Below are 24,917 nucleotides of genomic sequence, written 5' to 3'. Positions count from 1 at the left end.
GCCCGCCTCCCGGCTCCATCCCTGGCAGACCTCGGCCCGGTCCCGGCCCAGCACGCGGCCGGTCCCCGGCACACCTCCACCCGGCCCGCGACCTCCCACGTGGCTCGGCCCCCGGCCACGGCCCCCGAGCCCCGGCCCGCCTCCGGGCTCGATCCCCCGACACACCCCGGCCCAGCACCGGCCCGGCACGCGGCTCGATCCCGCCGCCGCACCTCCACTCAGCCCCCGGCCCGCCTCCCGGCTCGATCCCCCGACGCGCCTCCACCCGGCCCCCAACCCGGCACGCGGCTCGATCCCCCGGCGTACCTCCACCCCGCCCCCGGCTCAGCCCCGCGGGCCCACCTCCCACGCGGCCGGTCCCCCAGCGCGCCTCCACCCGGCCCCGACCTCGCACGCGGCTCGTCCCCCCCCCGGCCCGGCACACCTCCACCCGCCCCCGGCCCAGCCCCCCGGGCACACCTCGCACGCGGGCGGTCCCCCGGCCCCCGGGCCGGCCACCCCGCCCCCGGCCCCCCGGCAGGGGCACAACGCGGGCCCCGGTCGCGTCGGCCTCGGATCCGGTGCGTCACCCCGCCCGCGCCGGTCGGTCAGGCCCGGAGCCACTCCGTGACGATCACCTCCGCGCCGGTCCGCAGCCGCAGGGCGAACGGGCCGGACGGCGGGGTGGTGCTGGTGAACCGGCCGAGGGGGTCCGAGGTGAGCGGGGCGCGGGTGGCCTGCGGGCCGCCGAGCACCTCGATCCGTGCCGACTGCGGTGGCAGCACCTGGCCGATCAGCCCGTCGTCGGTGACCTCCACGTCGACGGTCACCTCGCCCGCGCGGAACGTGAGCATGCGCGGCGCGTCCGTGACTCCCCGGACGGGAAGCGCGTCCACGAGCGAGTCGAAGGTGAGCTCGGCGAGCCGGGCGTCCAGGTCGTGCAGCGCGAACGCGTCGAGCGCCGCCTGCACCAGTTCGGCCGGGACCGGGTCCAGGACCGTGGCGGCCTGGCGCAGTTCCTCCTCCAGCAGCCCGTCCGCGAACTCCTCCGGGCCCTCGGGCCTCGCGTCGTCGCCGTTCACACCGCACCCCGCGCGTCCATCCGGGCCCGCAGCCGGCGCAGACAGCGCTGGCGGAGCGGGCCGATGCTGCCGACCGCGATGCCGAGGGCGGCCGAGATCTCCCCGTAGCTGGGCGGCGGCGAGGCCATCAGCACGCGCAGCAACTGCCGGCAGCGCTCGCCCAGTCCGTCCAGCTCCTGCCACAGGCGGCGGACCCGCTCGGCCCGGTCCGCCGCCTCCTCCGAATCGATCAGCGTCTCTTCCGGCGTCCGGTCCTCGCTGGCCCGGTCCAGCACCCGTGGATCGTCGGTCAGGGTCAGCCGCGCCAGGCCCTTGAGCACCTTCAGGCACTCGTGCCGGGCCGTGCTCGCCAGCCAGGCACCGGCCTTGTCGGGTTCCCGTATGCGGCCCAGGTGCTGGGCGAAGCGGAACCAGGTGGTCTGGAAGACCTCGTGTCCGTCCGCGTCCGACAGCCGGTGCGCCCGCACGACCGACCACACCAGCGGACTCATCCCTTCCACCAGCGCCTTCCAGGCCGCGGCGTCCCCGTCGACGGCGGACTGGACCAACGCGCCGACCTCTGTTCGGTCCACGGCTCCACCCCTTGTGTACGGCCTGTCATCGTACGCCGTGGAGCGGAGGGTTCCGGCCCTCATGCGGGCAGCGCCGGGATCACGGCCGGGACGGGGCGCCAGGTGGGCGGGAGGAGCGCCGCGACACGCGCCCCGCGCACGTCGGCCTGCTCCGCGTCCGCCGCCAGCAGCCCGGCGCCGGCCGCGCGCGGGTCGCGTTCCCGGTACGCCGTCATCCGGGCGGCGACGAGTCCGGCGGCCACCGGGGTGGCGAAGGAGGTGCCGCTCCATTGCGCGAGGCCGTCGAACATCACCTGGTCCGGCTTGGCGCCGGTGCTCTCCCGGCCCTCGCTCAGCACGCCGGTGTGACGCGGGTACTGGCAGGTGCAGGCGTAGTCGGCGTCGCCGAACCGGCAGGAGTCGTAGGTGGAGTGCTGGTAGATGTACGGCACGGGGGCGGTGAATCCGGTGAGGGCGCTGGTGAGGCGTTCGCCGGGGGTGTGGACGCGCACCCAGGGCCCGTGGTTGGTGAAGCAGGCCCCGGCCGCGCCGTCCGCGCGGAGGGCGCCGACCGACAGCACGCAGTCGGCGTACTCGGGCAGGCCGGCGTAGGCGGCGGGCCAGAACGGGGTGTCGCTGCCGTTGTTGCCGGCGGCGGCCACCAGCAGGGTGCGCTGCTCGCGCAGTTCCGCCATGAACGCGTCCAGCCCGATCAGGCCGTCGGTGTCCGCGCTGGGCGTGCCCGCGGAGAGGCTGATGATGTCCGGCCAGCCGCCCCGGTCGACCGCGTCGAAGAGCAGGGCGCCGAACTCCGACTCCAGGACGGCACCGGCGTCGTTGAGCGTGCCGCGCACGGTGATGTCGGTGTTGGGCGCGACGGCCGCGAGGATGCCGGCGATGAACGTGCCGTGGCCGACGTACTGGCGCAGCACGCCGTCGGCGTCGGTCTCGGTCAGCTGGGCGTCGCCGGTGGTGTGGGCGAGCAGCGGGTAGGAGCGGTGGTCGTGCACCAGCCCGGTGTCGATCACGAGGACGCCGACCGCGGTGGCCGGGTCGTAACTGCCCTCCGCGGGGCCGGGATTGGCGCTCTCGGTGCGGGGGACGGGCACCGGCTCGTCGCCAGGGCAGGCGTTGACGTTGCCCGCGATGTGCACCACGTGGTTGCGGCCGGCCAGCCGGCGGCCCTGGCGGTCCTCGGCCTCCCGCACGGCGCGCAGGGCGTGCGGCACGCTGTCCTCGCCCTCGGCCGGGTCGCCGACCCGGATGCGGGTGACGCCGGTGCGGCCGGCCTGCGGGCCCACGCGGCGCACATGGTCGGGGACGAGCCCCTGGGTCTGCGTGAAGTGCGTGCGCACGGTGTCCTCGACGAACCGGGCCTCCTCGCCGTCCCGGACGAGGACGACGCCCTTCTCGTAGAAGTACCCGGCGGAGTCGTCCGGTCCCATGGTGAGGGGGACGTCCGGCAGGGAGCGCTGGATGTGGTGGAACTGCTCGTGGAATCGCTGTGGTGCCATGTGGTGTCCTCCCCCTCAAGACGGTGTTCGACAGTGAGAGCCGCGGGACCACCGTCTGATACAACAGGCCACTACCATGCGAGACGTGACAGCGGGAAGCGAGTCGGTTCTCGAACTGCTGCCCATGGTGTTCGCCGACCCGGGCGAGGCCCGGGCACGTGCCGAACACGTCCTGCGCGCCGCTCCGTCACCCGTCCACGCGAGCGTCGCCCACCAGGTGCTCGGCATCTGGCAGCGGGACTTCGGCGATCTGCGGATCGCGCTGAGGCATCTGCGGCGGGCCCGGGACCTGGCCGCGCGCGCCGAGTCGGCCGACCGGGAGGCCGATGTGCTCGCGACCCTCGGGGTCGCACTGGTGCACGCGGGGCGCACGCGCCAGGGGCTCGCGTCCTTCGAGCGGGGGGTCGCCCGGGGCAGCGGACACACCCGGGCCCGGGTGCTGTACCGGCGGGCCTATGTGTGGTGGGTGCTGGGGCATCACCGGGAGGCCCTGGAGGACGTACGGCGGGCCCTGCCCGTCCTGCGGCAGGTCGCCGACGACATCTGGACCGCGCGGGCGCTGACCCTGAGGGCCACCGTGCATCTGGCGCTGGGCTCGGTGGACCGGGCCGTCGCGGACTTCACGGCGGCGGAGCGGCTGTGGGACACCACCGGCCAGGAGCACGACAAGGCGGACGCGGTGGAGAGCCGGGGCCTGGCCGCGTTCCGCTCCGGGGACATCCCCGCGGCGCTGCGGCTGCTGGACGAGGCCGAGGAGCGCTACGCCAAGCTGGGCACCCCCACCTACAACCTGTCGATCCGGCGCTGCGAGGTGCTGATGGCGGCGGGGCTCGCCCCGGAGGCGCTGGCCGAGGCGGACACGGCGATCGCGCTGCTGGACCGGATCGGCGGGCAGTCCACCCGCAAGGCCGAGCTGCTGCTGGCCGCCGCGCGGGCCGCCCGTTCGGCCGGGGACGCGCACACCGCCATAGCCCGCGCCGCCGTCGCCGTACGGCTGTTCGCGGCGCAGCGCCGGACGTGGTGGGAGACGCACGCCCGGCTGGTGCTGATCGAGGCGCGGGTGGCGGCCGGGCGCCGGTCGGGGCGGATGGTCGCGGACGCGGCGGCGGTCGCGGAGCGGCTGGCTTCCTTCGGCTCCCCGGCCGCGCCGGAGGCCTCCCTGCTCGCGGGCCGGATCGCGCTGGCGCTGGGCTGGACGGCGGACGCGGAACGGCACTTGGCGGTGGCCGCCCGCAGCCGGCACGGTGGGCCGCCGCCGGCCCGGATGACGGGCTGGGCGGCACAGGCGCTGCGGGCGCGGGCGGCCGGTTCCCGGCGCGGTGTGCTGGAGGCGTGCCGGCGCGGACTGGACGTGCTGGACGACCACCGGATGACGCTGGGCGCCTCGGAACTGCGCGCCCACGCGACCGCGCAGGGCGCCGAACTGGCGGCGCTGGCACAGGAGGTGAGCCTCGCCGAGGGCAGTCCGCGACGGCTGCTCGGGTGGAGCGAGCGGTGGCGGGCGACCGTGCTGTCCGCGCCGCCGACCCGGCCGCCCGACGATCCGGCGCTGCACAGCGGGCTGACCGCCTACCGGGAGATCGCGGCCCGCGCGGAGGCCGCCCGGATGGAGGGCCGCCCGGTGCCGGCGCTGGAGCGCGAACAGCGGCGCCTGGAACGGGAGATCCGCTCCCGCACCCGGCACATGGGCGGGGCCGCCGCCGACGCGGGCGACCGTCTCGACGTGGGCCGGCTGCTGGACCGGCTCGGTGACGGGTGGCTGGTCGAACTGGCCGTGGTCGACGGCCGGGTGCACGTCCTGCTGTGCGGGCAGGGGAAGGTACGGCGGTTCACCGGCGGCTCGCTGGCGGAGGCCGTTGCCGAGGCCGAGCACGTGCAGGCCGGGCTACGACGGCTCGCGCACCCGGGCGCCGAGGCCCGGCTCCCTCTCGTGGAGGCCGCAGGCCGGCGCCTGGAAGAACTCCTGCTGGCCGGGGCGGTACGGCACCTCGGCCCGGGCCCGGTGGTGATCGTGCCGCCCGGCGCGCTGCACCGGGTGCCGTGGGCGCTGCTGCCCGCGCTGCGGGAGCGGGTGCTCAGCGTGTCGCCGTCGGCCGGCAGCTGGCTGCGCGCCCGGGAGACGGCGCCGCCGCCGGACGGCCCACCGGTGCTGGTGCGCGGCCCCGGCCTCGCGACGGGCGGCGCTGAGGTGCCCGAACTGGCGGACCGGTACGGCACGGCGACGGTCCTGGAGGGTGAGGACGCCCAGGTGCCCCGGGTGCTGGCGGAACTCGACGGCGCGGGCCTCGCCCATCTCGCGGCGCACGGCACGTTCCGCGCGGACAGCCCTCTGTTCTCCGCCCTCCGTATGGCCGACGGCCCGCTGATCGTGCACGACTTCGAGCGCCTGACCCGCAGCCCGTACCGGATCATCCTGTCCAGCTGCGACACCGCCCGCCTCGCCTCGGTCGGCGCCGACGAACTCCTCGGCCTGGTCACGGCGTTGCTGCCGCTGGGCACGGCCGGAGTGGTGGCGAGCAGCGCCCCGGTCAACGACGCGGCGGTGGTGCCGCTGATGCTGGCCCTGCACAAGGGCCTCGGCGCGGGCCTCTCCCTGGCCGAGGCCCTGAGAGACGCCCGTACGGCCCTGCCGGGCGACGCGGTCCACCAGGCGACGGGCTGGGCGTTCGCCGCGTTCGGAGCGGCGTGAGCCAAGCCGCGTACTCCCTGCGGCTCCGCCGTGTGGAGCCCGCCTAGGCGGGCTCGCCCCGCCACTCCCCGTCCCGGCGGGCCCAGCGCACCGCCGGGGCCACCGCGAGACCCGCCGCCGCGAACAGCAGGCCCAGCGCCGCCCAGCCCGCCGAGCCGTGGGCGATCGCGGTCACCGTGACCAGGGCCGGACCGGACATCATCCCCGCCGACATACCGGCGCCGAACACGCCCTGATAGACGCCGTGGGCACGGGCGTCGGCCAGCTCGTACCCGAGCGTCCAGCCGCCTGCCGCCGACAGCACCTCGGCGAAGACCTGCACCACCGCGCCGGCGGTCAGTGCCGCCACCGCCCACACCGGGGACAGGCCCGCCGACAGGGCGTACACCCCGCAGGAAGCCGCCAGCAGCAGGCCCGACCAGCCCATCGCCCGTACGGCGGAGGGAACTTCGGAGGCTCTGCGGGCCACCCGGACCTGGAGCAGCGCCACCAGCACACAGTTGACGATCATCAGCAGCGCCGCCGTCCAGCGCGGCGCCTCGGTGCGCTCCACGATCCACAGGGGCAGCCCGATCTCGGACAGCGAGTACTGCACGACCAGTACCGCGTTGAGGACGGTCACCGCCAGGAACGGCAGGTCCCGCACCGCCCGCCAGCGCTCCGCGGCCGGGGCGGCGGCGTCCAGCGGAGCCCGCCCGGCCACGTGCGGCGCCAGCGGCAGCCGGGGCAGCAGCAGCGCCGGACCCGCGAACGACAGCGCGTCGACCAGAATGACCGTCACATACGCGGCCCGTGTGTCGAGCTGGAGCGCGAGGGCGCCGAACGCGCCGCCCACGCCCATGCCGACGTTCACCACCATGCGCAGGTACGCCCGCGCCTCCACCCGCGTCGCCGCCGGCAGCACATCGGCGTACAGCGCTCCCTGCACTCCCCGGCTCGCCATCTGCAAGCCCGTCGCGCACACCACGGCGGCAAGGAATCCGGGGTACGAGTTCACCAGCGCGTACGCGGCCGTGGCCAGCCCGGTGCCGCCCCACAGCAGTGCGCCGACCCGGCGTGCGCCCCACCGGTCCGCGGCCCGCCCGGCCGGCACCCCGGCTGCCACACCGACCAGTCCCGCGACCGTCATCCCGACACCGACGGCGGTCGCGTCGAGGCCGACGACGCGCGTGAAGTACAGGACGCCGAGAGGGAAGTACAGGCCGTTGCCGAGGGCGTTGACCAGCGTCAGCACACTGGCCAGACGCAGCGCCGGGTCCGTGGGCAGCAGGCCGGCGGCCCGGGTGGCACGCTTCGGTGCGGGACTGCCGCCCGGGGAGGGGACTGGGGAGACGGGCGTCGTGGTCATGTGCACAGCCAACCCGGCGGTGCGAGCCCGCGGACAATGATTTAGCGTAGCGCTCAATGATCGAGTTCCGCCTCGCCGTCGGAGACCTCGCCACCACCTCCTTCGCGTACTCCCCGCTCCAGGAGGCGGTGTTCTCCCTGCGCTGCCTGCACGACCCCGGCCGCTACCCGCACCACCGGCCGTGGCTGCGCCGCATCCGACCCCGCCTGGCGGAACTCGACCACGAGGTGCTCACCGCGCTCGTCACCCCCTGGCTGTGGGTGCCGGACTTCCTCACCCCGCGCCCGCAGCGCGCCCGCCCGGGCCTCGCCGAGGAACTGGACCGGCTGGGCGCCACCCCGCCCGAGGCCGTCGACGCCGGCTTCCGCGCCACCTACCGCACCCCGGAGGCCCTGCCGCCGGTCGTCGCCCGCGGACTCGCCGACCCCGCCGCCCTCCTCGCCCGGATCACCGACGCCCTCGACGCCTACTGGCACACCTGCCTGGCCGCCGACTGGTGGCCGCGCGCGCAGAGCATCCTGGAGGCCGACCTGGCCCACCGCGGGCGGGTGCTCGCCGAGCAGGGCGCGGGGGCGCTCTTCGCGGACCTCGACGAGCGGCTGGCCTGGAGCGACGGCCTGCTGCGGCTGTCCACGCGGGACTTCACCGTCCAGGCGCCCTGGACCGACGTGCACATCGCCGGCCGTGGACTGGTCCTGCTGCCCACCCTGTTCGCCCGTGGAGTCCAGCCGCTGATCGATCCCAGCCACCCGCCGGTCCTGATGTATCCGGCCCGCGGCCGTGCCACCCTTTCCGAGGAACCGCCCCCGGCCGGCGGCGAGGCCCTGGTGCGCCTCCTCGGCCGCCCCCGCGCCCGTCTGCTGCTGCTCCTCGCCGAGCCGGCCTCCACCACCGAACTGGCCCACCGCCTCGACGTCACCCCGGGCGCCGTCAGCCAGCATCTGGCGGTCCTCTACGACGCGGGCCTGCTCACCCGCACCCGCAGCGGCCGCGTCGTCCGCTACGCCCGCACCGCGCTCGGCGACGCGCTGTGCCGTTAGGGCCGGGCCTCAAGCCGTCTCCCGCTCGGGCACGTCCACCAGCCAGGGCAATGCCGCCCGGTCCCCCGTCCCGAGCCGCGTGTACGCGCTGTACAGGTGATTGCCGACCGTCCGCACCGACAGTGTCAGCCGTTCGGCGATCTCCCGGTTGCTCAGCCCCGCCGCGGCCAGGGTGACGATCTGCCGCTGCCGGGCGGTGAGTTCACCGAGGACCAGCCCGGCCAGCGCGGGCGTGCGCGCGCCCTGGCAGCGGCGGGCCAGTGCGACGGCCCGGGTACGGGACAGCCGCGCGGCCCGGGGATCGCGGTGGACCCGTACCGCCTGCGCGTGCGCCTCCGCCGCGTACAGCACAAACCCCCGCTCGGCCAGCGCCTCCGCCGCCCGGTCCAGCGCGGCCCCGTCTCCGCGCGCCAGCGCGTCCGCGTGCCGGGCGAACACGCTGCCGGCCGGCAGCCGTCCGACCGCCCGCTCGGGCTCGCCGAGGCGTACGGCGTCGTAGAGCGCGTGGACGCCGTCCGGGTCGGTCACCTCACCCGACCGTCCGTCGGCGAGCGCGAGTTCCCGCCGGCACCCGCTGTCCGACGGAGCCTCCCGCAGCCCCTCCCGGGCCCAGGCCGCCGCCTCCCGCAGTTCGCCCCGCAGGCGCGCGTACCGGGCGCGGACCGCGGCGTACCCGGCCGGCAGCGGGCGGCCCTCCGCGACCAGCCACTCCCCCACCGGCGTCGGCACCGGCCGGACGTCCAGCCGGTCCATCCGCCGGACCAGCGTGCGCTGTTCGGCGTCCAGCGCGGGGCCGTGCGCGAACGGCGCGCGGGCCAGCCGGCGGGCCCGCAGCCGGCCGGCCGTGGCGCGCAGCGCGGCGCCGTGCAGGGGGTGGGCGAGGGTGACGGCACCCTGGTCGTGGACGTCGATCAGGCCGTCCGCCTCCAGGCGTTCGAGGACGTCCAGGTCCAGCTCGTCCACGGGCAGCGGCAGGGGTTCGGCGAACGCGAGGCGTTCCAGGGCGTCGCGTTCGCCGGGACCGGACCGCTCCAGGGCGGGGTCGAGCCGTTCGCGGACGGCCGGGGTGACCGGCAGCGGGCCGCGCCAGGCCCGTTCGCCGGTGTCCGGTACGGGCGTCAGCCGGCCGGAACCGGTGAGCGCGGTCACCAGGTCGCGCAGCAGCCGCAGATCGCCCCGGCACGCCTGGTGCAGCCGGCGCACGGTGAGCGGTTCCAGCCCGGCGCCGGCGAGCAGCTGGGCGGTGTCCTCGCGTGACAGCGGGTCGAGGGCCAGCCGGGGCAGCAGTTCCCCGGTCCACAGCCGGGACACCGCGCCGGGCGCGGGCGGGCCGTCCGCCGCGGCCACGACCAGGCGGGTGCGGCCCTGCACGGCGAGCTGGTGGACCAGGGCGGCGGAGGTCTCGTCCAGCAGCTGGGCGTCGTCCACGACCAGGAGCCGTACGCCGGACAGCGCGCGGACCGCGCGGTGCAGCGAGACGGTGTCGGGGAGCAGGTGCGCGAACGCCGCGAGGGGCAGGTCCCGGGCCTCGGGCGTGCCGGTCACCCGGGCGTGGTCCGTGCCCCGGACCGCCTCCGTGATCAGCCGGGTCTTGCCGCGGCCCGCCGGGCCGGTCACCACGATGCCGGGCCGCCCGGCGGTCAGTGAACCGCGCACCAGCTCCAGTTCGTCGGCCCGGCCGGTGAACGGCCAGGGCAGCTCCAGAGTCTTCGCGTCCTGTTCGTCATTCCTCACACCATCCTGAGCGCCCGTACTCAGGTTTGATACAGGGCGACTTGAGTAGCCCCCGACTCAGGCGTGCGGCCGCAGCGGCGGGCACGCTGGCCGCATGACCCGACGCCTCTGCTCGCTTCCGCGGCAGCCGGCCCCGTCGTTCGCACCGGGGCTGACCGCCGAGCGGCTGGGCGCGCTGCTCGCCGGGCGGCGGATGTGGGTCAACGGCACGGTCCTGCACTACTGCTTCCTGGACGCCCGTACCGACGCCTCGGTCATCCCGGTCCCCGGGACCGGGGAGCTGCGCCGGGTGCCGTGGGCGGGCGGTGAGGAGCAGCGGGACGTGGTCCGCGGGTGCTTCGCCGAGTGGCAGGACCTCGGCATCGGCGTCACGTTCGCCGAGGTCGGCGACCGGCACGAGGCGGAGCTGCGGATCGGGTTCCAGGCCGGTGCCGGTTCCTGGTCGGCGGTCGGCCGGGACGCGCTGTCGGTGGGCCGGGGCGAGCGCACCGTGAACCTCGGCTGGGACGTGACCGCGCCCGGGGAGCGCGGGACCGTCCTGCACCAGATCGGGCACGCGCTCGGCATGGTGCACGAGCACCAGAGTCCGTTCGCCGGCCTGCACTGGGACGACGAGGCCGTGTACGCCGAGCTGGCGGGCCCGCCGAACTTCTGGAGCCGGGAGACGACGTACACGAACGTGCTGCGCCGGCTGGACGCCTGTGAGGCGGGCGGCTCGGTGTGGGATCCGCAGTCGGTGATGACGCTGCCGTTCGGGCCGGGGCTGGTGCTGGAGCCGGAGCAGTACCGCGGGGGGCTGCGTCCGCCCGGCGCTCCGTCCCCGGCCGACAAGGAGTTCGTGCTCCGCTGGTACCCTCCCGCCGCTCCGGGCGGGCCGGCCGGGCTGGTGCCGTTCCGGTCCGCGCCGCTCGGTCTGGGGCCGGGCGAGCAGGCCGACTTCACCGTCGAGCCGCCGGAGAGCCGCGCGTACACCGTGGGCACCTTCGGCGACGCCGACACCGTGCTGGTGGTCTTCGAGGAGCGCGACGGGGAGCCGCGCTTCCTCGCGGGCCACGACGACGGCGGCACGCCGGACAACGCCGCCGTCCGGGTCCGGCTCGTCAAGGGCCGCCGCTATGTCGTCCGGGTCCGCCTGTACTCCACATGGGGGTCGGGAGAGACGGCGGTCATGTGCTGGTGACGGCACACGGACGACACAGAGCCACTGTCCGGCACCGGGGGAGCGGGCGTGGACGTCACCTACGGGGGAGGTGACGTCCACGCCCACGCGGTGTCTCCGCCCCGCCGACGGGCGGGAACGGTGCCCGGAAGACCGGGCGGTACGCCGTGAGTGCCTCCTGTGAGGTGCGGGCGACGCAGAGTCCGGCCGAGCCCGCGCCCACCGGGAACCGCCGCCGGGTCGTGGCCGTAGTGCTCCCGGCGTTCCCGGTGGTGGCGGGCTGGACTTCACGATGCGGCCCGCTCCGGCGAGGCACCGGTGCGGGTGCCGGCCTCGGCGTCGGGGTGGGCGAGGCCCAGGTGGTCGCGCAGGGTCGTGCCCTCGTAGTCGGCGCGGAAGACGCCCTGTTCCTGGAGCAGCGGGACCACCTTGTCGGCGAACGGGTCGAGACCGCCGGGCGTGATGTGCGGGACGAGGATGAAGCCGTCGGAGGCGTCGGCCTGCACGAAGTCGTTGATGGTCCGTGCCACGGTTTCCGGGGAGCCGATGAACGTCTGCCGGTTGCCGGTGTTGATGACCAGGTCGCGGATGGACCACTTGTTGGCTTCGGCGAGCTGCCGCCACTCGCGGGCGATGGCCACCGGGTCCCGGTACATCCGCACCTGGGCGCGGCCCCGGGAGATGTGGTCCTCGCTCACCACCGGGTCCACCTCGGGCAGCGGGCCCTCCGGGTCGTACGCCGACAGGTCCCGGTTCCAGACGAACTCCAGGTGCTTGATGGCGGTGGCGCCGCTGACCTGCTGCCGGCGGACCTCCCGGGCGAGTTCGGCGGCCTCCTGGTCGGTGTCGCCGAGGACGAAGGTCGCCGCGGGCAGGATGAGCAGCTGGTCGGGACGGCGGCCGTACGCGGCGAGGCGCGACTTGACGTCGGTGTAGAAGGCCTGGCCCTCCTTCAGGGTGGAGTACCGGCTGAAGATCGCGTCCGCGCTGGAGGCGGCGAACTCACGGCCCTCGTCGGAGTCGCCGGCCTGGAAGACGACCGGGCGGCCCTGCGGGGAGCGCGGGACGTTGAACCGGCCGTGGATGTCGAAGTGCTGCCCCTGGTGCACGAAGGCGCCGGCCTGGGCGTCCCGGAGGAAGGTGCCGGTGGCCTGGTCGGCGAGGATCTCGTCACCGCGCCAGGAGTCGAACAGCTCGTGCGCGGTGGCGAGGAACTCCTTGGCCCGGGAGTAGCGCTCCTCCTGCGGCAGGAAGCCGCCGCGCCGGAAGTTCTCGCCGGTGAAGGCGTCCCAGGAGGTGACCACGTTCCAGGCGGACCGGCCGCCGGAGAGGTGGTCGAGGCTCGCGAACTGGCGGGCCACCTCGTACGGCTCGTTGAACGTGGAGTTGATGGTGCCGGTCAGGCCGAGCCGGTCGGTGACGGCGGCCAGCGCGGCGAGCACGGTGAAGGTGTCGGGGCGGCCGACCACGTCCAGGTCGTAGATCTTCCCGCCCTGCTCGCGCAGCCGGAGTCCCTCGGCGAGGAACAGGAAGTCGAACTTGGCGCGTTCGGCGGTCCGCGCGAAGTGCGCGAAGGAGCTGAAGTCGATGTGGCTGCCGGCGGCCGGGTCGCTCCACACGGTGGTGTTGTTGACGCCGGGGAAGTGGGCGGCCAGGTGGATCTGCTTCAGTGGCTTGCTCATGGCGGTACGGTCGTCCTCTCCGGCGGTCAGGCTGCGGCGTAGCGGTTGGCGGGGCGGGCGAGGCCGAGGAGACCGCGCAGGGTGCCGGCCTCGTAGGCGTCCCGGAAGCGGCGGCGGCGCCGCAGTTCGGGCACCAGGTCCTGGGTGATCCGGGGCAGGTCGTGGCCGGCGACCGCGGGCCGCAGCCGGAACCCGGTCAGCCCTTCCGCCGCCAACTCCTCCAGCAGATCTGCGAGTCCGGCGGCCGTACCGGTGAAGATCCGGGCGTCGCTGGTGTACGGCTCGCCCGCGAGGGTGTCGAGGCGGTCGCGGCGGGTCTCGGCCTCGGCCCGGCTGTCGTCCAGGAAGACGACGAGGTCGCCGAAGACGTGCAGCGTCTCGTCGGCACGGCCCGCCGCCTCCTGCTCGGCGCGGATCTCGGCGACGATCGCCCGGGCCTGGTCCGCGTCGTGCGGGGTGACGTAGCCGATGTCGGCCTGGCGGGCCACGAGCCGGTACGGGACGGTCTGGTGGGCGAGGGCGGTGACCAGGGGCTGGCCCTGCGGCGGGCGGGGCGTGATGGACGGGCCCTTGACGCTGAACCAGCGGCCCTCGAAGTCGATGTAGTGCAGCTTGTCCCGGTCGATGAAGCGGCCGGTCGCCGCGTCCCGGATCTCGGCGTCGTCCTCCCAGCTGTCCCAGAGCCGGCGGACCACTTCCACGTAGTCGGCGGCCTCGTCGAACAGGTCGGTGACCGCCTCCTGCGCGTCCGGGCCGTCGAAGCCGTCGATCCGGGGGATGGTGCGCCGTCCGAAGTGCGCGGCCTCGTCCGGGCGGAAGGTGGTCCGTACCCGCAGGCCCGCGCGTCCGGTGCTGACGTAGTCGAGGGTGGCGATCGCCTTCGAGATGTGGAACGGCTCCGTGTGCGTGGCCACCACGGTCGGGACCAGGCCTATGTGCCGGGTGACCGGGGCGACGCGGGAGGCGATGAGGACCGCGTCGAGCCGGCCGCGGACCTGGTCGGTGCGCTCGTCGGGTGCGAGGAGCCGGGAGGACTGCGGGCCGAGGCCGTCCTCGATGGTGACGAAGTCGAGCAGGCCGCGTTCGGCCTCGGTGATCAGGTCGGTCCAGTAGCCGGCGGTGAACAGGTCGCGGGGGCGGGCGACCGGCTCGCGCCAGGACGCCGGGTGCCATCCGGTGCCGTCCAGGGCGACGGCGAGGTGCAGGGGTGCGGCGGGAGTTGAGGACACGTCGGTGCCTTCCTTGATGTCCGTACGAGAACACCGGCTCGCGGGGCCGGCGGCGGCCGGGACGGGCGGCGTCGGCCACGGGCGGGCGCGGCGGGAGGAGCCCCTGACCGGGGCGAGGGCCGGGGAGAGGTCAGTGGCGACAGAGCGCGGCGGACACGCGCTGGAGGTCTATGTGCGGCCGGGAGTGCAGACGGACGGAGCGGTACGGGTGCGGGGCGCGCGGCGGGCGTGCCTGCGGGGGCACTCGGGTCACGGCCGTCACCTCCGTCCGTCGGGCGAGGCGGGCCTGGTCGGCGTCCGCCTGGCGGATCTCGTCGTGACGTTCAACGTCCGGCCGGCGCCGGTTGTTCCCGGGCTGCGCAGGTGCACGATGCGGGAGCGGCGGCGCAGGGTGAACCCGAGCGACTCGTAGAGCCGGATCGCGGGCGTGTTGTCGGCGGCGGCGTGCAGGAAGGGGGTGTCCCCGCGGTCCCGGATGCCGGCGGCGACCGCGCGCACCAGCCGGGTGGCCAGTCCCCGGCCGCGGTACGCGGGGTCGGTGCACACGGCGCTGATCTCGGTCCAGCCGGGCAGCCGAAGCCTCTCCCCCGCCATGGCGACGAGCCTGCCCCGGTGCCGGATGCCGAGATAGGTGCCCATCTCGACGGTCCGCCTCAGGAACGGGCCCGGCCGGGTACGGGCCACCAGATCCAGGATCTCGGGGACGTCGCCGGCTCCCAGGGGCACCGCCTCCGGGGCCGGTTCGGCCCGCAGCGCGGTGTCCACGAGCTGGACGCCCGCGCCCTCGCCGAGCACCTCCCAGCCGTCGGGAACCCACGCGGCCGGCTTGACCCGTACGGGGTTTCCCGGACCGACGAGCGTGTGCAGGTCGGTCCAGGCCGCCGGGTCCGCCGGGTCGGCGAGCGCCGCGAAGGCGTAGGTCTCCGGCCGGTAGCGGGCCGCGCGGCCGTACCGGTCGGCGAGCTGGGCGTGCGGGCCGGCGAGGGCGGCCCACACGGCGTTGTCCAGGGCGGGGGCAGCGGGCAGGAGCGGGGCCGCGCCGGGGCGGACGTCGGTCGGGTGAGCCACGGAAGCGATGCCCTCTCTCGGCTCCATATCGATGGACCGGCGACCCGTCAGGAGTTGTCCAGCGGCAGCCCGGGCGGGTTGACCTCCGACTTCGCCACGGACTCGCTGGACAGGCCGTAGGCGGCCAGCCACTTGCCGTACTGGCCGTGCTCGATCAGATGGTTGAGGGCGTCGGAGAGCGGCTTGGCGAGTCCGCTGTCCTTCTTGGCGGTGGCGGCGATCAGGCCCTGGAGCGTCTCGCCGGCGCCGGAGAAGGTGCCCGCGTCACGGGTGGCGCCGGGGGTGTTCGCGGTCTGCCGGGCACGGTAGGCGACCGCGGGGTTGGGGCCGAAGAAGGCGTCGATCTTTCCGCTGCTCAGCGCCAGGTTGGTGGCGTTCTGGTCCGGGAAGTACTTGACGGTGAGCTTCTTGCCTTCCTTGGCCAGCTTGGTCTTCCACTCCAGGAGGATCTTCTCCTGGTTGGTGCCGGCGCCCACGCTGACCGTCTTGCCGGCGAGGTCGCGGTAGTCGCCGTCGAAGTTCCAGGGGTTCTTCTTCAGCACCTCGAAGGCCAGGTTGTCCTTGCGGTAGGAGGCGAACTCGTACTTCCTCTTGCGTTCCTCGGTGACGGTGACGTTGGAGAAGGCCACGTCGACCTTGCCGCTGTCGACACCGACGAAGAGGTTCTCCCAGGTGGAGTTCCTGATCTCGGGCTTCAGGCCGAGGACCGCGGCGACCAGGCGCCCGAGGTCGGGCTCGGAGCCGGTGAGGGTCTTCTGGTCGCTGCCCACGAAGTTCAGCGGGGCGGAGCCCGAGGGCAGGGCTCCGACGCCGATGACGAGCTTGCCGCTCCTGCGGACGGAGGCGGGCAGTTCGGCGCTGATGGACTTCACTTCGGAGACCTTCAGCGCGGTCTCCTCGGCGGCTCCGTTGGACAGCCGCCCCACGGTCACCGTGCCGGTGGCGTCGGTCTTGGTGACGGCCTCGCTGTCGCCTCCGCAGGCGGCGAGCCCGGTGGCGAGGGTGGCGACGGCGGTCGCCGTGGTGATGCCGCGGATCAGGGCGCGTCGGGAGAGATGGGTAGGCATGGCGTGGCTGTCCTTGTCTCGCTGGTGAGGGTGGTGAGCGATGAGGCTGGTGAGCGGGGTGCCGTGGGGGGTGGTGGTCGGGGAGGGCCCGGGCGGCAGGCCGGAGCACCTCGCCGGGACGGGCAGGGTCGGAGCACCTTGTGGGGACGGCGCGGTCGGTGCACCCTGCCGGGGCGGCCCGGTCAGAGCACCTTGCCGAGGAATTCCCGGGTCCGTGCGTGTCGGGGCCGGTCCAGCACCTCGCCGGGCGGGCCCTGTTCGACGATCCGGCCGCCGTCGATGAAGACGACCCGGTCGGCGACCTCGCGGGCGAAGCCGATCTCGTGGGTGACGATGACGAGGGTGGTGCCGCTGGTCGCCAGGTCCTTGATGACGGCCAGCACCTCGCCGACGAGTTCGGGGTCGAGCGCCGAGGTCGGCTCGTCGAAGAGGATGATGCCGGGCCGCAGGGCGAGGGCGCGGGCGATGGCGACGCGCTGCTGCTGTCCGCCGGACAACTGCCGCGGGTAGGCGCCGGTCTTGTCGCCGAGACCGACGCGGTCGAGGAGTTCCCAGGCGAGTTCCTGCGCCGCCGCCCTGCTCAGCCTGCCGGTGGCGGCGGGGGCCGTGGCGACGTTCTCCAGGACGGTCAGGTGCGGGAAGAGGTTGAAGTTCTGGAAGACGAAGCCGATCCGGCTGCGCTGGGCGAGGATGGCGCGCTCGCTGAGTTCCTTGAGCCGGTCCCCGTGCCGCTTCACCCCGATCAGCTCGCCGCCCACGCTGACGTGGCCGATCTCGGGCTTCTCCAGGTGGTTGATCACCCTGAGCAGCGTGGACTTGCCGGAGCCGGACGGCCCGAGGATCACCGTGACCTCCCCGGGGCGCACGGTCAGGTCGATGCCGTCGAGGACGCGGTGGGAGCCGTACCACTTGTGGACGCCGTGCACTTCGAGCGCGGCGGGGGCGGTCTTCGGAAGGGTGTGCGCGGTGGTCATACGGCGGCCTCCCGGCTCAGCCGGGCCCGCAGGCCGGCGAGGCCGGCCCGGGCCTTCTGCAGGGGGGTCGGCGGCAGGGTGCGGGTGGCGCCCCGGGCGTGGTACCGCTCGACGTGGAACTGGACGACGGACACGGCGCTGGTGAGGATCAGGTACCAGACGGTGGCGACCATCAGCAGCGGCACGACGTCACCGGGGTAGGTGCTGCCCATCGACTGCACCGTGCCGAACAGGTCGAGGAGCGACACGTAGAAGACCAGGGAGGTGCTCTTGATGAGGCCGATGAGCTGGTTGACGTAGTTCGGGGTGATGGACCTGAGGGCCTGCGGGAAGACGATCCTGCGGAACTGGTAGCCCTTGGGCAGGCCGAGCGCGGCGGCGGCCTCGTGCTGTCCCTGGTCGACGGAGAGGATGCCGCCGCGGACCACCTCGGCCGCGTACGCCGCCTCGTTGAGGCTGAGGCCGATGACGGCGATCGTCATGTCGGTGGCCAGCCGGGACTCGTCGAAGGTGACGAAGGCGGGTCCGAAGGGCACGCCGAGGCTCAACGTCTTGTACAGGGCGCTGAAGTTGTACAGGAAGATCAGTACGACGATGAGCGGTACGGAGCGGAACAGCCAGGTGTAGGTCCAGCTGACGGCCCGCAGCACCGGGCTTCCGGAGAGCCGGGCGAGGGCCAGCAGGATGCCGCCGAGGAGCCCCAGGACAGCGCTGAGCGCGGTGACTTCGAGGGTGACGAGGAGGCCGTCGAGAACGGTGGGGCGCAGGAACCAGTAACGGAAGCGGTCCCACTGGTAGAAGGGGTTCGTGACCAGTCCGTGCAGGATCTGCGCGACGAGCACGAGGACGGCGGCGGTGACGATCCACCGGCCGGGGCGGCGCAGCGGCTGAACTCGCTGGGCTGGCAGTGGGTTTGACGGTGTGTCGACGGCGGCGGGCGCCTCGGCCAGGGAGACGGCGGCGCCTGGGGGTTCACTCATGGTGGGCTCCGGCGGAGTCGGTCACCCCGGGGCCGCGCGGAAGCGAGGTGGGCCACGACGGCACTGCGGCACGAGGCGGCGCACGGACAGGCGCGGAACCGGGGGCTGGGCGGACAACGGCACACCGGACAAGCGGTGTGCGGCGGGAACGCGGGGGCTGGGAGGAGACGTCAGCCCTGACAGCGGGCAGAGCCCGGTGCGGTACACAGTGCGCTGTTCACGCGGAGCAGATCGACGGCGCGGTCGGCGACGAGGAGACCGGCGTACGACGGTACGCAGCCCTGGGGGCGGCTCGCGGCCGTCCTGGGAGCTGCGTACATGGCGTCACCTGTCACTGTTCCGGCCCCGTGGGGCCTCGCGCTTACCGAAAACGTCATCCGGTCCGGTCGTCACCTGGGGCACCCCACCGCGATGCGAGGGTTGCCGGTCAGCGAGCCAGGGCTTGGCGCTGACGCTCATGACCGTTCTGAGCCGTAAGTAAGGCAGTTGCCCGTTCGGATGTCAACGGCCGTCCGCCCAGTGGACATCGGCGAACCTCTCTCACCTGCGCGAAGTGTCCGGGGTCTCGGCGGCGTGGCCTGCCCAGTCCAGGATCTGGACAGCGGCTCCGGCGGCCTCAAGGCCTTGGCAGCGGCCGTGGTGGCGGCGGGCGATGCCGTCGAGGTCGAGGTGGCGGCCGAAGGCTGGGTGGGCGGCCAGGCGGCGGGCGTAGGCCCACAGGGCGCGGTGGCCGGCGATGCGGTGCACGGCGGAGGCGTCCAGGTGGCAGCGGTGGACGGTGTCGAGCTGCACCAGGGTGACCCACAGTTCGATGTCGGCCGCGGTGAGCCGGTCGTCGGCCAGGTACTCCTCGCCGTTCAGCCGCCGCTCCAGCCGGCCGAGGGTGTCCAGCAGCACGTCGAGGGCGGCGGCCCGTTCGGCGGGGGCGGCACCGGCGCGTCCGGCGCGCTGCGCGGCCTCCTCGATGCCCTCGGCGCACATCCGCTCGACGGCCTCGATCACGGACTCCAGGCCGGAGGGGTACAGGCGGGCGTGGCCGCCCGGCCGGAACCGGTCCAGGTCGCGCAGGATGTCGGGGGTGTGGGTGCTGACGATGCGTCCGGACCAGTCGTCGCTGAGCACGGGCGCGAGCGCCGGGCCGGTGTAGTGGTGGGCGCTCGCCTCGTAGAGCGGGCGCAGCGCCGCGTGGCCGCCGCCGGGACAGTCCGGGACGGCGGGCAGGAGGGTGACGGGACAGCGGGCATCCAGGCCGAGCAGGCTGTGGCCGACGGCGAGGCGCAGCCCGTCGGGGCAGGCGGTCGACAGATGGAGCCGGTAGCGGTGCGGCACGGCGTAGTGGCCGCTGCGCTCGTCCCCGCCGATCCGGCCCCGGAAGACGGGAGCGGTACCGCGGGTGGACGGGATGGCGGCGAGCGGAGTGATGGACATGCGTCTCCCCGGGTGGTGGGTGTGCGGAGGGGCGTGCCGGCGCGGGCGTGACCGGTCGGTGGGGGCGAGGGGACGGCCCGGCTCAGCGGTGGCGGCTGATCGCGCTGCAGACGCGCTGCAGGTCGATGTGGCGACGGGAGGTGAGCAGGGGTGCGCGCAACGGCGTCCGGCCGGTTCGGCCGGTGCCCGTTTCGCGGCGCGCCATGATTCCCTACCTGTTCACTAGGATTCCCTCCCTGGAGTGTCGATCGGGCTCCGTACGACGTCAAGGGGGCGTCCACGCCTGGGGATCGGAGGCCGGCGCCGGGGACTCCTCAGGGAGAGAAACATGTGACATAGTACTGGCGTGGCGAAGCGACTGACCTGCGATGTCGTGGTCGTCGGGGCCGGAATGACGGGCGCGGCCTGTGCTCTGTACGCCGCGCGCGCCGGACTCGACGTGCGGCTGGTGGACCGGGGCCCGGTGGCCGGCGGCACCACCGGCGCCGGCGAGGGCAACCTGCTCGTCTCCGACAAGGAGCCGGGCCCGGAACTCGAACTCGCGCTGCTGTCGGCCCGGTTGTGGGCCGGGCTGGCGCGGGAGCTGGGCACCGCGATCGAGTACGAGGCCAAGGGCGGCCTCGTGGTCGCCCCGACGCCCGGCACCCTGGCCGCGCTGCGCGACTTCGCCGCGGACCAGCGGAGGGCCGGCGTCACCGCCGTACCGGTCGACGCGGAGCAACTGGCCGAGCTGGAACCGCACATGGCACCCGGCATGGCCGGTGCGGTGCACTACCCGCAGGACGCCCAGGTCATGCCCGCGCTGGCCGCCGCACACCTGGTCCGCGCCTCCGGAGCCGCCGTGCACACCGGCCGTACGGTGACCGGGGTGCTGCGCACGGCGCGGGGAGCGGTGTACGGCGTCCGCACCGACCGGGGCGACATCCACGCACCGGCGGTGGTGAACGCGGCCGGCACCTGGGGCGGCGATCTCGCCTCGCTCGCCGGCGTCCGGCTGCCGGTGCTCCCCCGGCGCGGATTCGTGCTGGTCACCGAGCCGCTGCCGCGCCTGGTCCGGCACAAGGTGTACGCCGCGGACTACGTGGCCGACGTGGCCAGCGACTCGGCCGCCCTGCGCAGCTCACCGGTCGTGGAGGGCACGGCCGCCGGTCCGGTGCTGATCGGCGCCACCCGGGAACGGGTCGGCTTCGACCGGTCGTTGTCGCTGATCGCGATGCGGGCGCTCGCCGTCGGGGCGATCGGGTTGTTCCCCTTCCTGGAGCGGGTCCGCGCGCTGCGCACGTACGCGGGTTTCCGGCCGTACCTGCCGGACCATCTGCCGGCGATCGGGCCCGATCCGCGGGTGCCCGGTCTGTTCCACGCCTGCGGGCACGAGGGCGCGGGCATCGGACTCGCCCCCGGCACCGGGCAGTTGGTCGCGCAGGCCCTCACCGGGAAGGCCCCGGAAATGGACCTCACGCCGTTCCGGCCGGAGCGGTTCGACACCGAGGGAGGCGACGCCCGGTGAATCCGAGGGAGTTGACCCGGGCCCGGCCGGCTCCGGCCTGCACCGTGACCTTCGACGGCCGGCCCCTGGAAGCGCTGCCGGGCCAGACGGTCGCGGCGGCGCTGTGGGCGGCGGGCGTGACGGCCTGGCGCAGCACACGGGGCGCCGGGCGGCCCCGCGGGGTGTTCTGCGGGATCGGGGTGTGCTTCGACTGCCTGGTCACCGTCAACGGCCGCCCCAACCAACGGGCTTGCCTGGTGCCGGTGCGCCCGGGGGACGACATCCGCACGCAGGAGGGGACGGGCCGGGACGATGACTGAACGACCGCGCCTCGCCGTCGTCGGCGCGGGCCCGGCCGGGCTCGCCGCGGCGCTGGCGGCGGCCGCACGGGGCGTCCGGGTGACCCTGGTCGACGCCGCCGACCAGGCCGGCGGACAGTTCTACCGGCAGCCCGCCGCCGCCCTCGGCGCACGCCGGCCGCAGGCCCTGCACCACCAGTGGCGCACCTGGGAGCGGCTGCGGGACGGCCTGGACCGGCACCGCGCGGCCGGCCGGATCAGCCACCTGACCGACCATCATGTGTGGTGTGTCGGGCGGGACCGCGCCTCCGGGGCGTTCGCCGTGCACGCCCTGCTCGGTCCCGCACAGGAGGACGGTGTCACCGTGCACGCCGACGCGGTGCTGCTCGCCACCGGCGGGTACGAGCGGGTACTGCCCTTCCCCGGCTGGACGCTGCCCGGCGTCGTCACGGCGGGCGGCGCGCAGGCCATGCTCAAAGGCGGCCTGGTGCTGCCCGGCCGCACTGCGGTGGTCGCCGGGACCGGGCCGCTGCTGCTGCCGGTGGCCGCCGGGCTCGCCACGGCCGGCGCCCGGGTCGCCGCACTGGTGGAGTCCGCCGGTCCGGCCGCGCTGCTCCACCGGGCGTCCGCCCTGGCCGCGCAGCCCGGCAAACTCGCCGAGGGCGCGGGCTACGCGGCCCGGCTGCTGCGGCACGGCGTGCGCGCCCTGGCCCGGCACACCGTCGTGGCGGCGCACGGCACCGACCGGCTGGAGGCGGTGACGGTGGCCGCGCTCGGCCGGGACGGACGCCTGCGGCCCGGCAGCGCCCGGCGCCTCCCCTGCGACACCCTCGCCGTGGGCCACGGCATGCTGCCGCACACCGACCTCGCCGAGACCCTGGGCTGCACTCTGTCCGGCGCCGCCGTACGGGTCGACGCGGAGCAGCGCACCGACGTGCCCGGCGTCTGGGCCGCCGGGGAGGCCACCGGCGTCGGCGGCGCGGCGCTCGCGCTCGCCGAGGGGCACATCGCCGGGCGCTCGGCCGCCGCCCGGCTGCACGGCACCGCCCCCGACCCGCGCGACTGGGCCGCCGCCGCCCGCGCCCGCACGCGGCTGCGCGCGTTCGCCACGGCCCTGGACGCGGTGTACGCCCCGCCGGCGGGCTGGGCGGACCGGGTTCCGGACGAGACGGTGGTGTGCCGCTGCGAGGAGGTCACCGCCGGGGAGGTGCGCGGGGCCGTCGGCTCCCTCGGCGCCGGGGATCTGCGCACCGTGAAGCTGCTCACCCGGGCCGGGATGGGCTGGTGCCAGGGGCGGATGTGCGCGCCCGCGGTGGCGGGCCTGACCGGCTGCCCGCCCGACCCCGGACGACGGCCGTTCGCCCGGCCGGTACCGCTCGGCGTCCTGGCCGCCCTGCCGGAGCCGGAGTGAGGCCGGCCTCTCGACACCGCGAGCCGACCTCGCGAACCCCGGGATCGGCCTCCGATCCCCGAGGTCGGCCTCCCGAACCCCGAGCCAGCCCGCCGAACCCCGAGCCGGTCTCCCGACCCCCGAACCGGTTCGCCGGACCCGAGCCTGCCGGCCGAACCCCGGACCGATTTCCGAATCCCGTGCCGGCCTCCCGACCACGACGCCGACGTCCCCGAACCCCGAGCCCGCCTCCCGAACCGCTCAGTAATATGTCACACCCCACTGAATGAGGGATCACCCATGAGCAACCCGGAGCACCACCGCCCCTGGCGCGGCATCCTCGTCGCCACCGCCCTCCCCCTGCGCGCCGACCTCTCGGTCGACCACGACCGCTACGCCGAGCACTGCGCCTGGCTCGTCGCGAACGGCTGCGACGGGGTCGTACCGAACGGTTCGCTCGGCGAGTACCAGGTGCTCACCCCCGAGGAGCGTGCCCGGGTGGTCGAGACCGGCGTGGCCGCGATCGGCGGGGAGCGGGTGATGCCGGGCGTCGCCGCGTACGGCTCGGCCGAGGCCCGCCGCTGGGCCGAGCGGGCGGCCGAGGCCGGCTGCGCGTCGGTGATGCTGCTGCCGCCCAACGCCTACCGCGCCGACGAGCGGTCGGTCCTCGCCCACTACGCGGAGGTCGCGAAGGCGGGCCTGCCGGTGGTGGCGTACAACAACCCGATCGACACCAAGGTCGACCTGGTGCCCGAACTCCTCGCCCGGCTGCACGGCGAGGGGCTCGTCCACGCGGTCAAGGAGTTCTCCGGTGACGTCCGCCGCGCCTACCGCATCGCCGAACTCGCCCCGGAACTCGACCTGCTGATCGGCGCCGACGACGTGCTGCTGGAGCTGGCGGTGGCCGGCGCCAAGGGCTGGGTGGCCGGCTATCCGAACGCGCTCCCGCGCGCCTCGGCGCAGCTGTACCGGGCCGCGCTGGCCGGTGACCTCACGACCGCGCTCCCCCTGTACCGGCAGCTGCACCCGCTGCTGCGCTGGGACTCGAAGACGGAGTTCGTCCAGGCGATCAAGCTCTCCATGGACGTCGTCGGACGGTACGGCGGCCCGGTGCGCCCGCCGCGCGTCCCGCTGCTGCCCGAGCAGGAGGCCGCGGTCCGCGCGGCCACCGAGAAAGCCGTCGCCGCCGGCCTGGCGTGAGAGGAGCCGGACCATGCGCAGCAAGCTCGTCCTGCACGCCGTGGACTCGCACACCGAGGGCATGCCGACCCGCGTGATCACCGGCGGGATCGGCACCATCCCGGGGGCGACCATGAACGAACGGCGGCTGTGGTTCCGCGAACACCGCGACGACGTCAAACAGCTGCTGATGAACGAGCCGCGCGGGCACGCCGCGATGAGCGGCGCGATCCTGCAGCCGCCGACCCGCCCGGACTGCGACTGGGGCGTGGTCTACATCGAGGTCTCCGGCTATCTGCCGATGTGCGGGCACGGCACGATCGGCGTGGCGACCGTGCTGGTCGAGACCGGCATGGTGGAGGTCACGGAACCGGTGACCACGATCCGGCTCGACACCCCGGCGGGGGTCGTGGTCGCCGAGGTCGCGGTGGAGGACGGCGCCGCGCGGAACGTGACACTGAGGAACGTGCCGTCGTTCGCCGCCGCCCTGGACCGCGAGATCACCTTGCCGGACGGCCGTACCGTCACCTACGACCTGGCCTACGGCGGCAACTTCTACGCGATCCTGCCGCTCGACGCCTTCGGGCTGCCCTTCGACCGCGCCCGCAAGGACGACATCCTTGCGGCCGGCCTGTCCCTGATGGACGCGATCAACGCGCAGGCGGAGCCGGTGCATCCGGAGGACCCCTCGATCCGGGGCTGTCACCACGTCCACCTCTACGCACCCGGCGCCACGGCCCGGCACTCCCGGCACGCCATGGTCATCCACCCCGGCTGGTTCGACCGCTCCCCGTGCGGCACGGGGACCAGCGCGCGCATGGCGCAACTGCACGCGCGCGGTGAACTCCCGCTGCACACCGAGTTCGTGAACGAGTCGTTCATCGGCACCCGCTTCACCGGCCGGCTGCTGGGGACGGCGGAGGCCGGCGGGGTGCCGGCGGTGCTGCCGAGCTTCACCGGCCGCGCGTGGATCACGGGGACCGCGCAGTACCTGCTGGACCCGACCGATCCGTTCCCGGAAGGGTTCGTCCTCTAGCGT

General features: G+C 74.8%; 22 protein-coding genes and 1 riboswitch. Of the genes, 8 read left to right on the top strand and 14 right to left on the bottom strand.

What is annotated here, in order from left to right:
• Positions 1–587: 587 nt before the first annotated feature.
• Genes AB0L21_RS33680 through AB0L21_RS33670 form a run of 3 tightly spaced genes read right to left on the bottom strand, consistent with a single transcriptional unit; the run spans position 588 to position 3,126 of the window.
• Positions 588–1,061, bottom strand: coding sequence for a hypothetical protein (locus tag AB0L21_RS33680; RefSeq protein WP_365788121.1), 474 nt, complete (start codon positions 1,059–1,061; stop codon positions 588–590).
• A complete protein-coding gene (locus tag AB0L21_RS33675; RefSeq protein WP_365702095.1) occupies positions 1,058–1,696 on the bottom strand; it encodes a sigma-70 family RNA polymerase sigma factor in 639 nt (212 codons plus the stop codon). The genes AB0L21_RS33680 and AB0L21_RS33675 overlap by 4 nt, the downstream gene beginning before the upstream one ends.
• Positions 1,693–3,126 (bottom strand): S8/S53 family peptidase, encoded by a 1,434-nt coding sequence (locus AB0L21_RS33670; RefSeq protein ID WP_365702093.1) that lies wholly within the window; start codon positions 3,124–3,126, stop codon positions 1,693–1,695. The genes AB0L21_RS33675 and AB0L21_RS33670 overlap by 4 nt, the downstream gene beginning before the upstream one ends.
• 76 nt (positions 3,127–3,202) lie before the next feature.
• Between AB0L21_RS33670 and AB0L21_RS33665 the strand changes: the two genes are divergently transcribed.
• Positions 3,203–5,815 carry a CHAT domain-containing tetratricopeptide repeat protein gene (locus AB0L21_RS33665; RefSeq protein WP_365788120.1) on the top strand — a complete coding sequence of 871 codons (2,613 nt, stop codon included), beginning with the start codon at positions 3,203–3,205 and terminating at the stop codon, positions 5,813–5,815.
• 43 nt (positions 5,816–5,858) lie between these two features.
• Here AB0L21_RS33665 and AB0L21_RS33660 read toward each other — a convergent pair whose 3' ends face one another.
• Complete coding sequence (locus tag AB0L21_RS33660; RefSeq protein WP_365702089.1) at positions 5,859–7,163, bottom strand: MFS transporter; 1,305 nt, start codon at positions 7,161–7,163, stop codon at positions 5,859–5,861.
• Between the two features lie 56 nt (positions 7,164–7,219).
• Between AB0L21_RS33660 and AB0L21_RS33655 the strand changes: the two genes are divergently transcribed.
• Entirely contained in the window at positions 7,220–8,203 is a 984-nt protein-coding gene (locus AB0L21_RS33655) for a helix-turn-helix domain-containing protein (protein WP_365788119.1), read from the top strand.
• A 9-nt stretch (positions 8,204–8,212) separates the two neighbouring features.
• Here the strand turns inward: AB0L21_RS33655 and AB0L21_RS33650 are convergent, their stop codons facing one another.
• On the bottom strand, positions 8,213–9,937 hold the full coding sequence (locus AB0L21_RS33650) for a LuxR C-terminal-related transcriptional regulator (protein WP_365788118.1): 1,725 nt from the start codon (positions 9,935–9,937) through the stop codon (positions 8,213–8,215).
• A gap of 94 nt (positions 9,938–10,031) precedes the next feature.
• Here AB0L21_RS33650 and AB0L21_RS33645 point away from each other — a divergent pair, with 94 nt between their 5' ends.
• A complete protein-coding gene (locus AB0L21_RS33645) occupies positions 10,032–11,117 on the top strand; it encodes a M12 family metallopeptidase (RefSeq protein ID WP_365702083.1) in 1,086 nt (361 codons plus the stop codon).
• 266 nt (positions 11,118–11,383) lie between these two features.
• Here the strand turns inward: AB0L21_RS33645 and AB0L21_RS33640 are convergent, their stop codons facing one another.
• The 9 genes from AB0L21_RS33640 to AB0L21_RS33600 form a co-directional block, all read right to left on the bottom strand.
• A complete protein-coding gene (locus tag AB0L21_RS33640) occupies positions 11,384–12,778 on the bottom strand; it encodes an NtaA/DmoA family FMN-dependent monooxygenase (RefSeq protein ID WP_365788117.1) in 1,395 nt (464 codons plus the stop codon).
• Between the two features lie 26 nt (positions 12,779–12,804).
• Positions 12,805–14,007: an LLM class flavin-dependent oxidoreductase gene (locus AB0L21_RS33635; protein ID WP_365702078.1), complete on the bottom strand. Its 1,203-nt coding sequence runs from the start codon at positions 14,005–14,007 to the stop codon at positions 12,805–12,807.
• A gap of 130 nt (positions 14,008–14,137) precedes the next feature.
• Positions 14,138–14,251 carry a putative leader peptide gene (locus AB0L21_RS33630; protein ID WP_365702284.1) on the bottom strand — a complete coding sequence of 38 codons (114 nt, stop codon included), beginning with the start codon at positions 14,249–14,251 and terminating at the stop codon, positions 14,138–14,140.
• A 14-nt stretch (positions 14,252–14,265) separates the two neighbouring features.
• Positions 14,266–15,075, bottom strand: coding sequence for a GNAT family N-acetyltransferase (locus tag AB0L21_RS33625; RefSeq protein ID WP_365788116.1), 810 nt, complete (start codon positions 15,073–15,075; stop codon positions 14,266–14,268).
• A gap of 47 nt (positions 15,076–15,122) precedes the next feature.
• Positions 15,123–16,142, bottom strand: coding sequence for an ABC transporter substrate-binding protein (locus tag AB0L21_RS33620; protein WP_365702074.1), 1,020 nt, complete (start codon positions 16,140–16,142; stop codon positions 15,123–15,125).
• 182 nt (positions 16,143–16,324) lie between these two features.
• Positions 16,325–17,116, bottom strand: coding sequence for an amino acid ABC transporter ATP-binding protein (locus AB0L21_RS33615; RefSeq protein WP_365788115.1), 792 nt, complete (start codon positions 17,114–17,116; stop codon positions 16,325–16,327).
• Entirely contained in the window at positions 17,113–18,096 is a 984-nt protein-coding gene (locus tag AB0L21_RS33610) for an amino acid ABC transporter permease (RefSeq protein WP_365788114.1), read from the bottom strand. The genes AB0L21_RS33615 and AB0L21_RS33610 overlap by 4 nt, the downstream gene beginning before the upstream one ends.
• Positions 18,097–18,448: 352 nt before the next feature.
• Positions 18,449–18,559: riboswitch (SAM riboswitch) on the bottom strand.
• Positions 18,560–18,636: 77 nt separating this feature from the next.
• Complete coding sequence (locus tag AB0L21_RS33605; protein ID WP_365788113.1) at positions 18,637–19,524, bottom strand: glutathione S-transferase C-terminal domain-containing protein; 888 nt, start codon at positions 19,522–19,524, stop codon at positions 18,637–18,639.
• Between the two features lie 82 nt (positions 19,525–19,606).
• Positions 19,607–19,729 carry a putative leader peptide gene (locus tag AB0L21_RS33600; RefSeq protein ID WP_267881539.1) on the bottom strand — a complete coding sequence of 41 codons (123 nt, stop codon included), beginning with the start codon at positions 19,727–19,729 and terminating at the stop codon, positions 19,607–19,609.
• A 141-nt stretch (positions 19,730–19,870) separates the two neighbouring features.
• Here AB0L21_RS33600 and AB0L21_RS33595 point away from each other — a divergent pair, with 141 nt between their 5' ends.
• The 5 genes from AB0L21_RS33595 (at position 19,871) to AB0L21_RS33575 (ending at position 24,914) form a co-directional block, all read left to right on the top strand.
• Positions 19,871–21,031: an FAD-binding oxidoreductase gene (locus tag AB0L21_RS33595; protein ID WP_365788112.1), complete on the top strand. Its 1,161-nt coding sequence runs from the start codon at positions 19,871–19,873 to the stop codon at positions 21,029–21,031.
• On the top strand, positions 21,028–21,330 hold the full coding sequence (locus AB0L21_RS33590; protein ID WP_365702064.1) for a (2Fe-2S)-binding protein: 303 nt from the start codon (positions 21,028–21,030) through the stop codon (positions 21,328–21,330). Before AB0L21_RS33595 ends, AB0L21_RS33590 begins: the two co-directional genes overlap by 4 nt.
• Entirely contained in the window at positions 21,323–22,720 is a 1,398-nt protein-coding gene (locus tag AB0L21_RS33585) for an FAD-dependent oxidoreductase (protein WP_365788111.1), read from the top strand. The genes AB0L21_RS33590 and AB0L21_RS33585 overlap by 8 nt, the downstream gene beginning before the upstream one ends.
• Positions 22,721–22,999: 279 nt before the next feature.
• Positions 23,000–23,899, top strand: coding sequence for a dihydrodipicolinate synthase family protein (locus tag AB0L21_RS33580; RefSeq protein WP_365788110.1), 900 nt, complete (start codon positions 23,000–23,002; stop codon positions 23,897–23,899).
• A 13-nt stretch (positions 23,900–23,912) separates the two neighbouring features.
• Entirely contained in the window at positions 23,913–24,914 is a 1,002-nt protein-coding gene (locus tag AB0L21_RS33575; protein WP_365702057.1) for a proline racemase family protein, read from the top strand.
• Positions 24,915–24,917 lie beyond the last annotated feature (3 nt).

The organism is Streptomyces sp. NPDC052721, assembly GCF_040678315.1.
GTDB lineage: Bacteria > Actinomycetota > Actinomycetes > Streptomycetales > Streptomycetaceae > Streptomyces.
The sequence above is the reverse complement of the archived record's forward strand: the minus strand, read 5'-3'. Positions and strand labels throughout refer to the sequence as shown.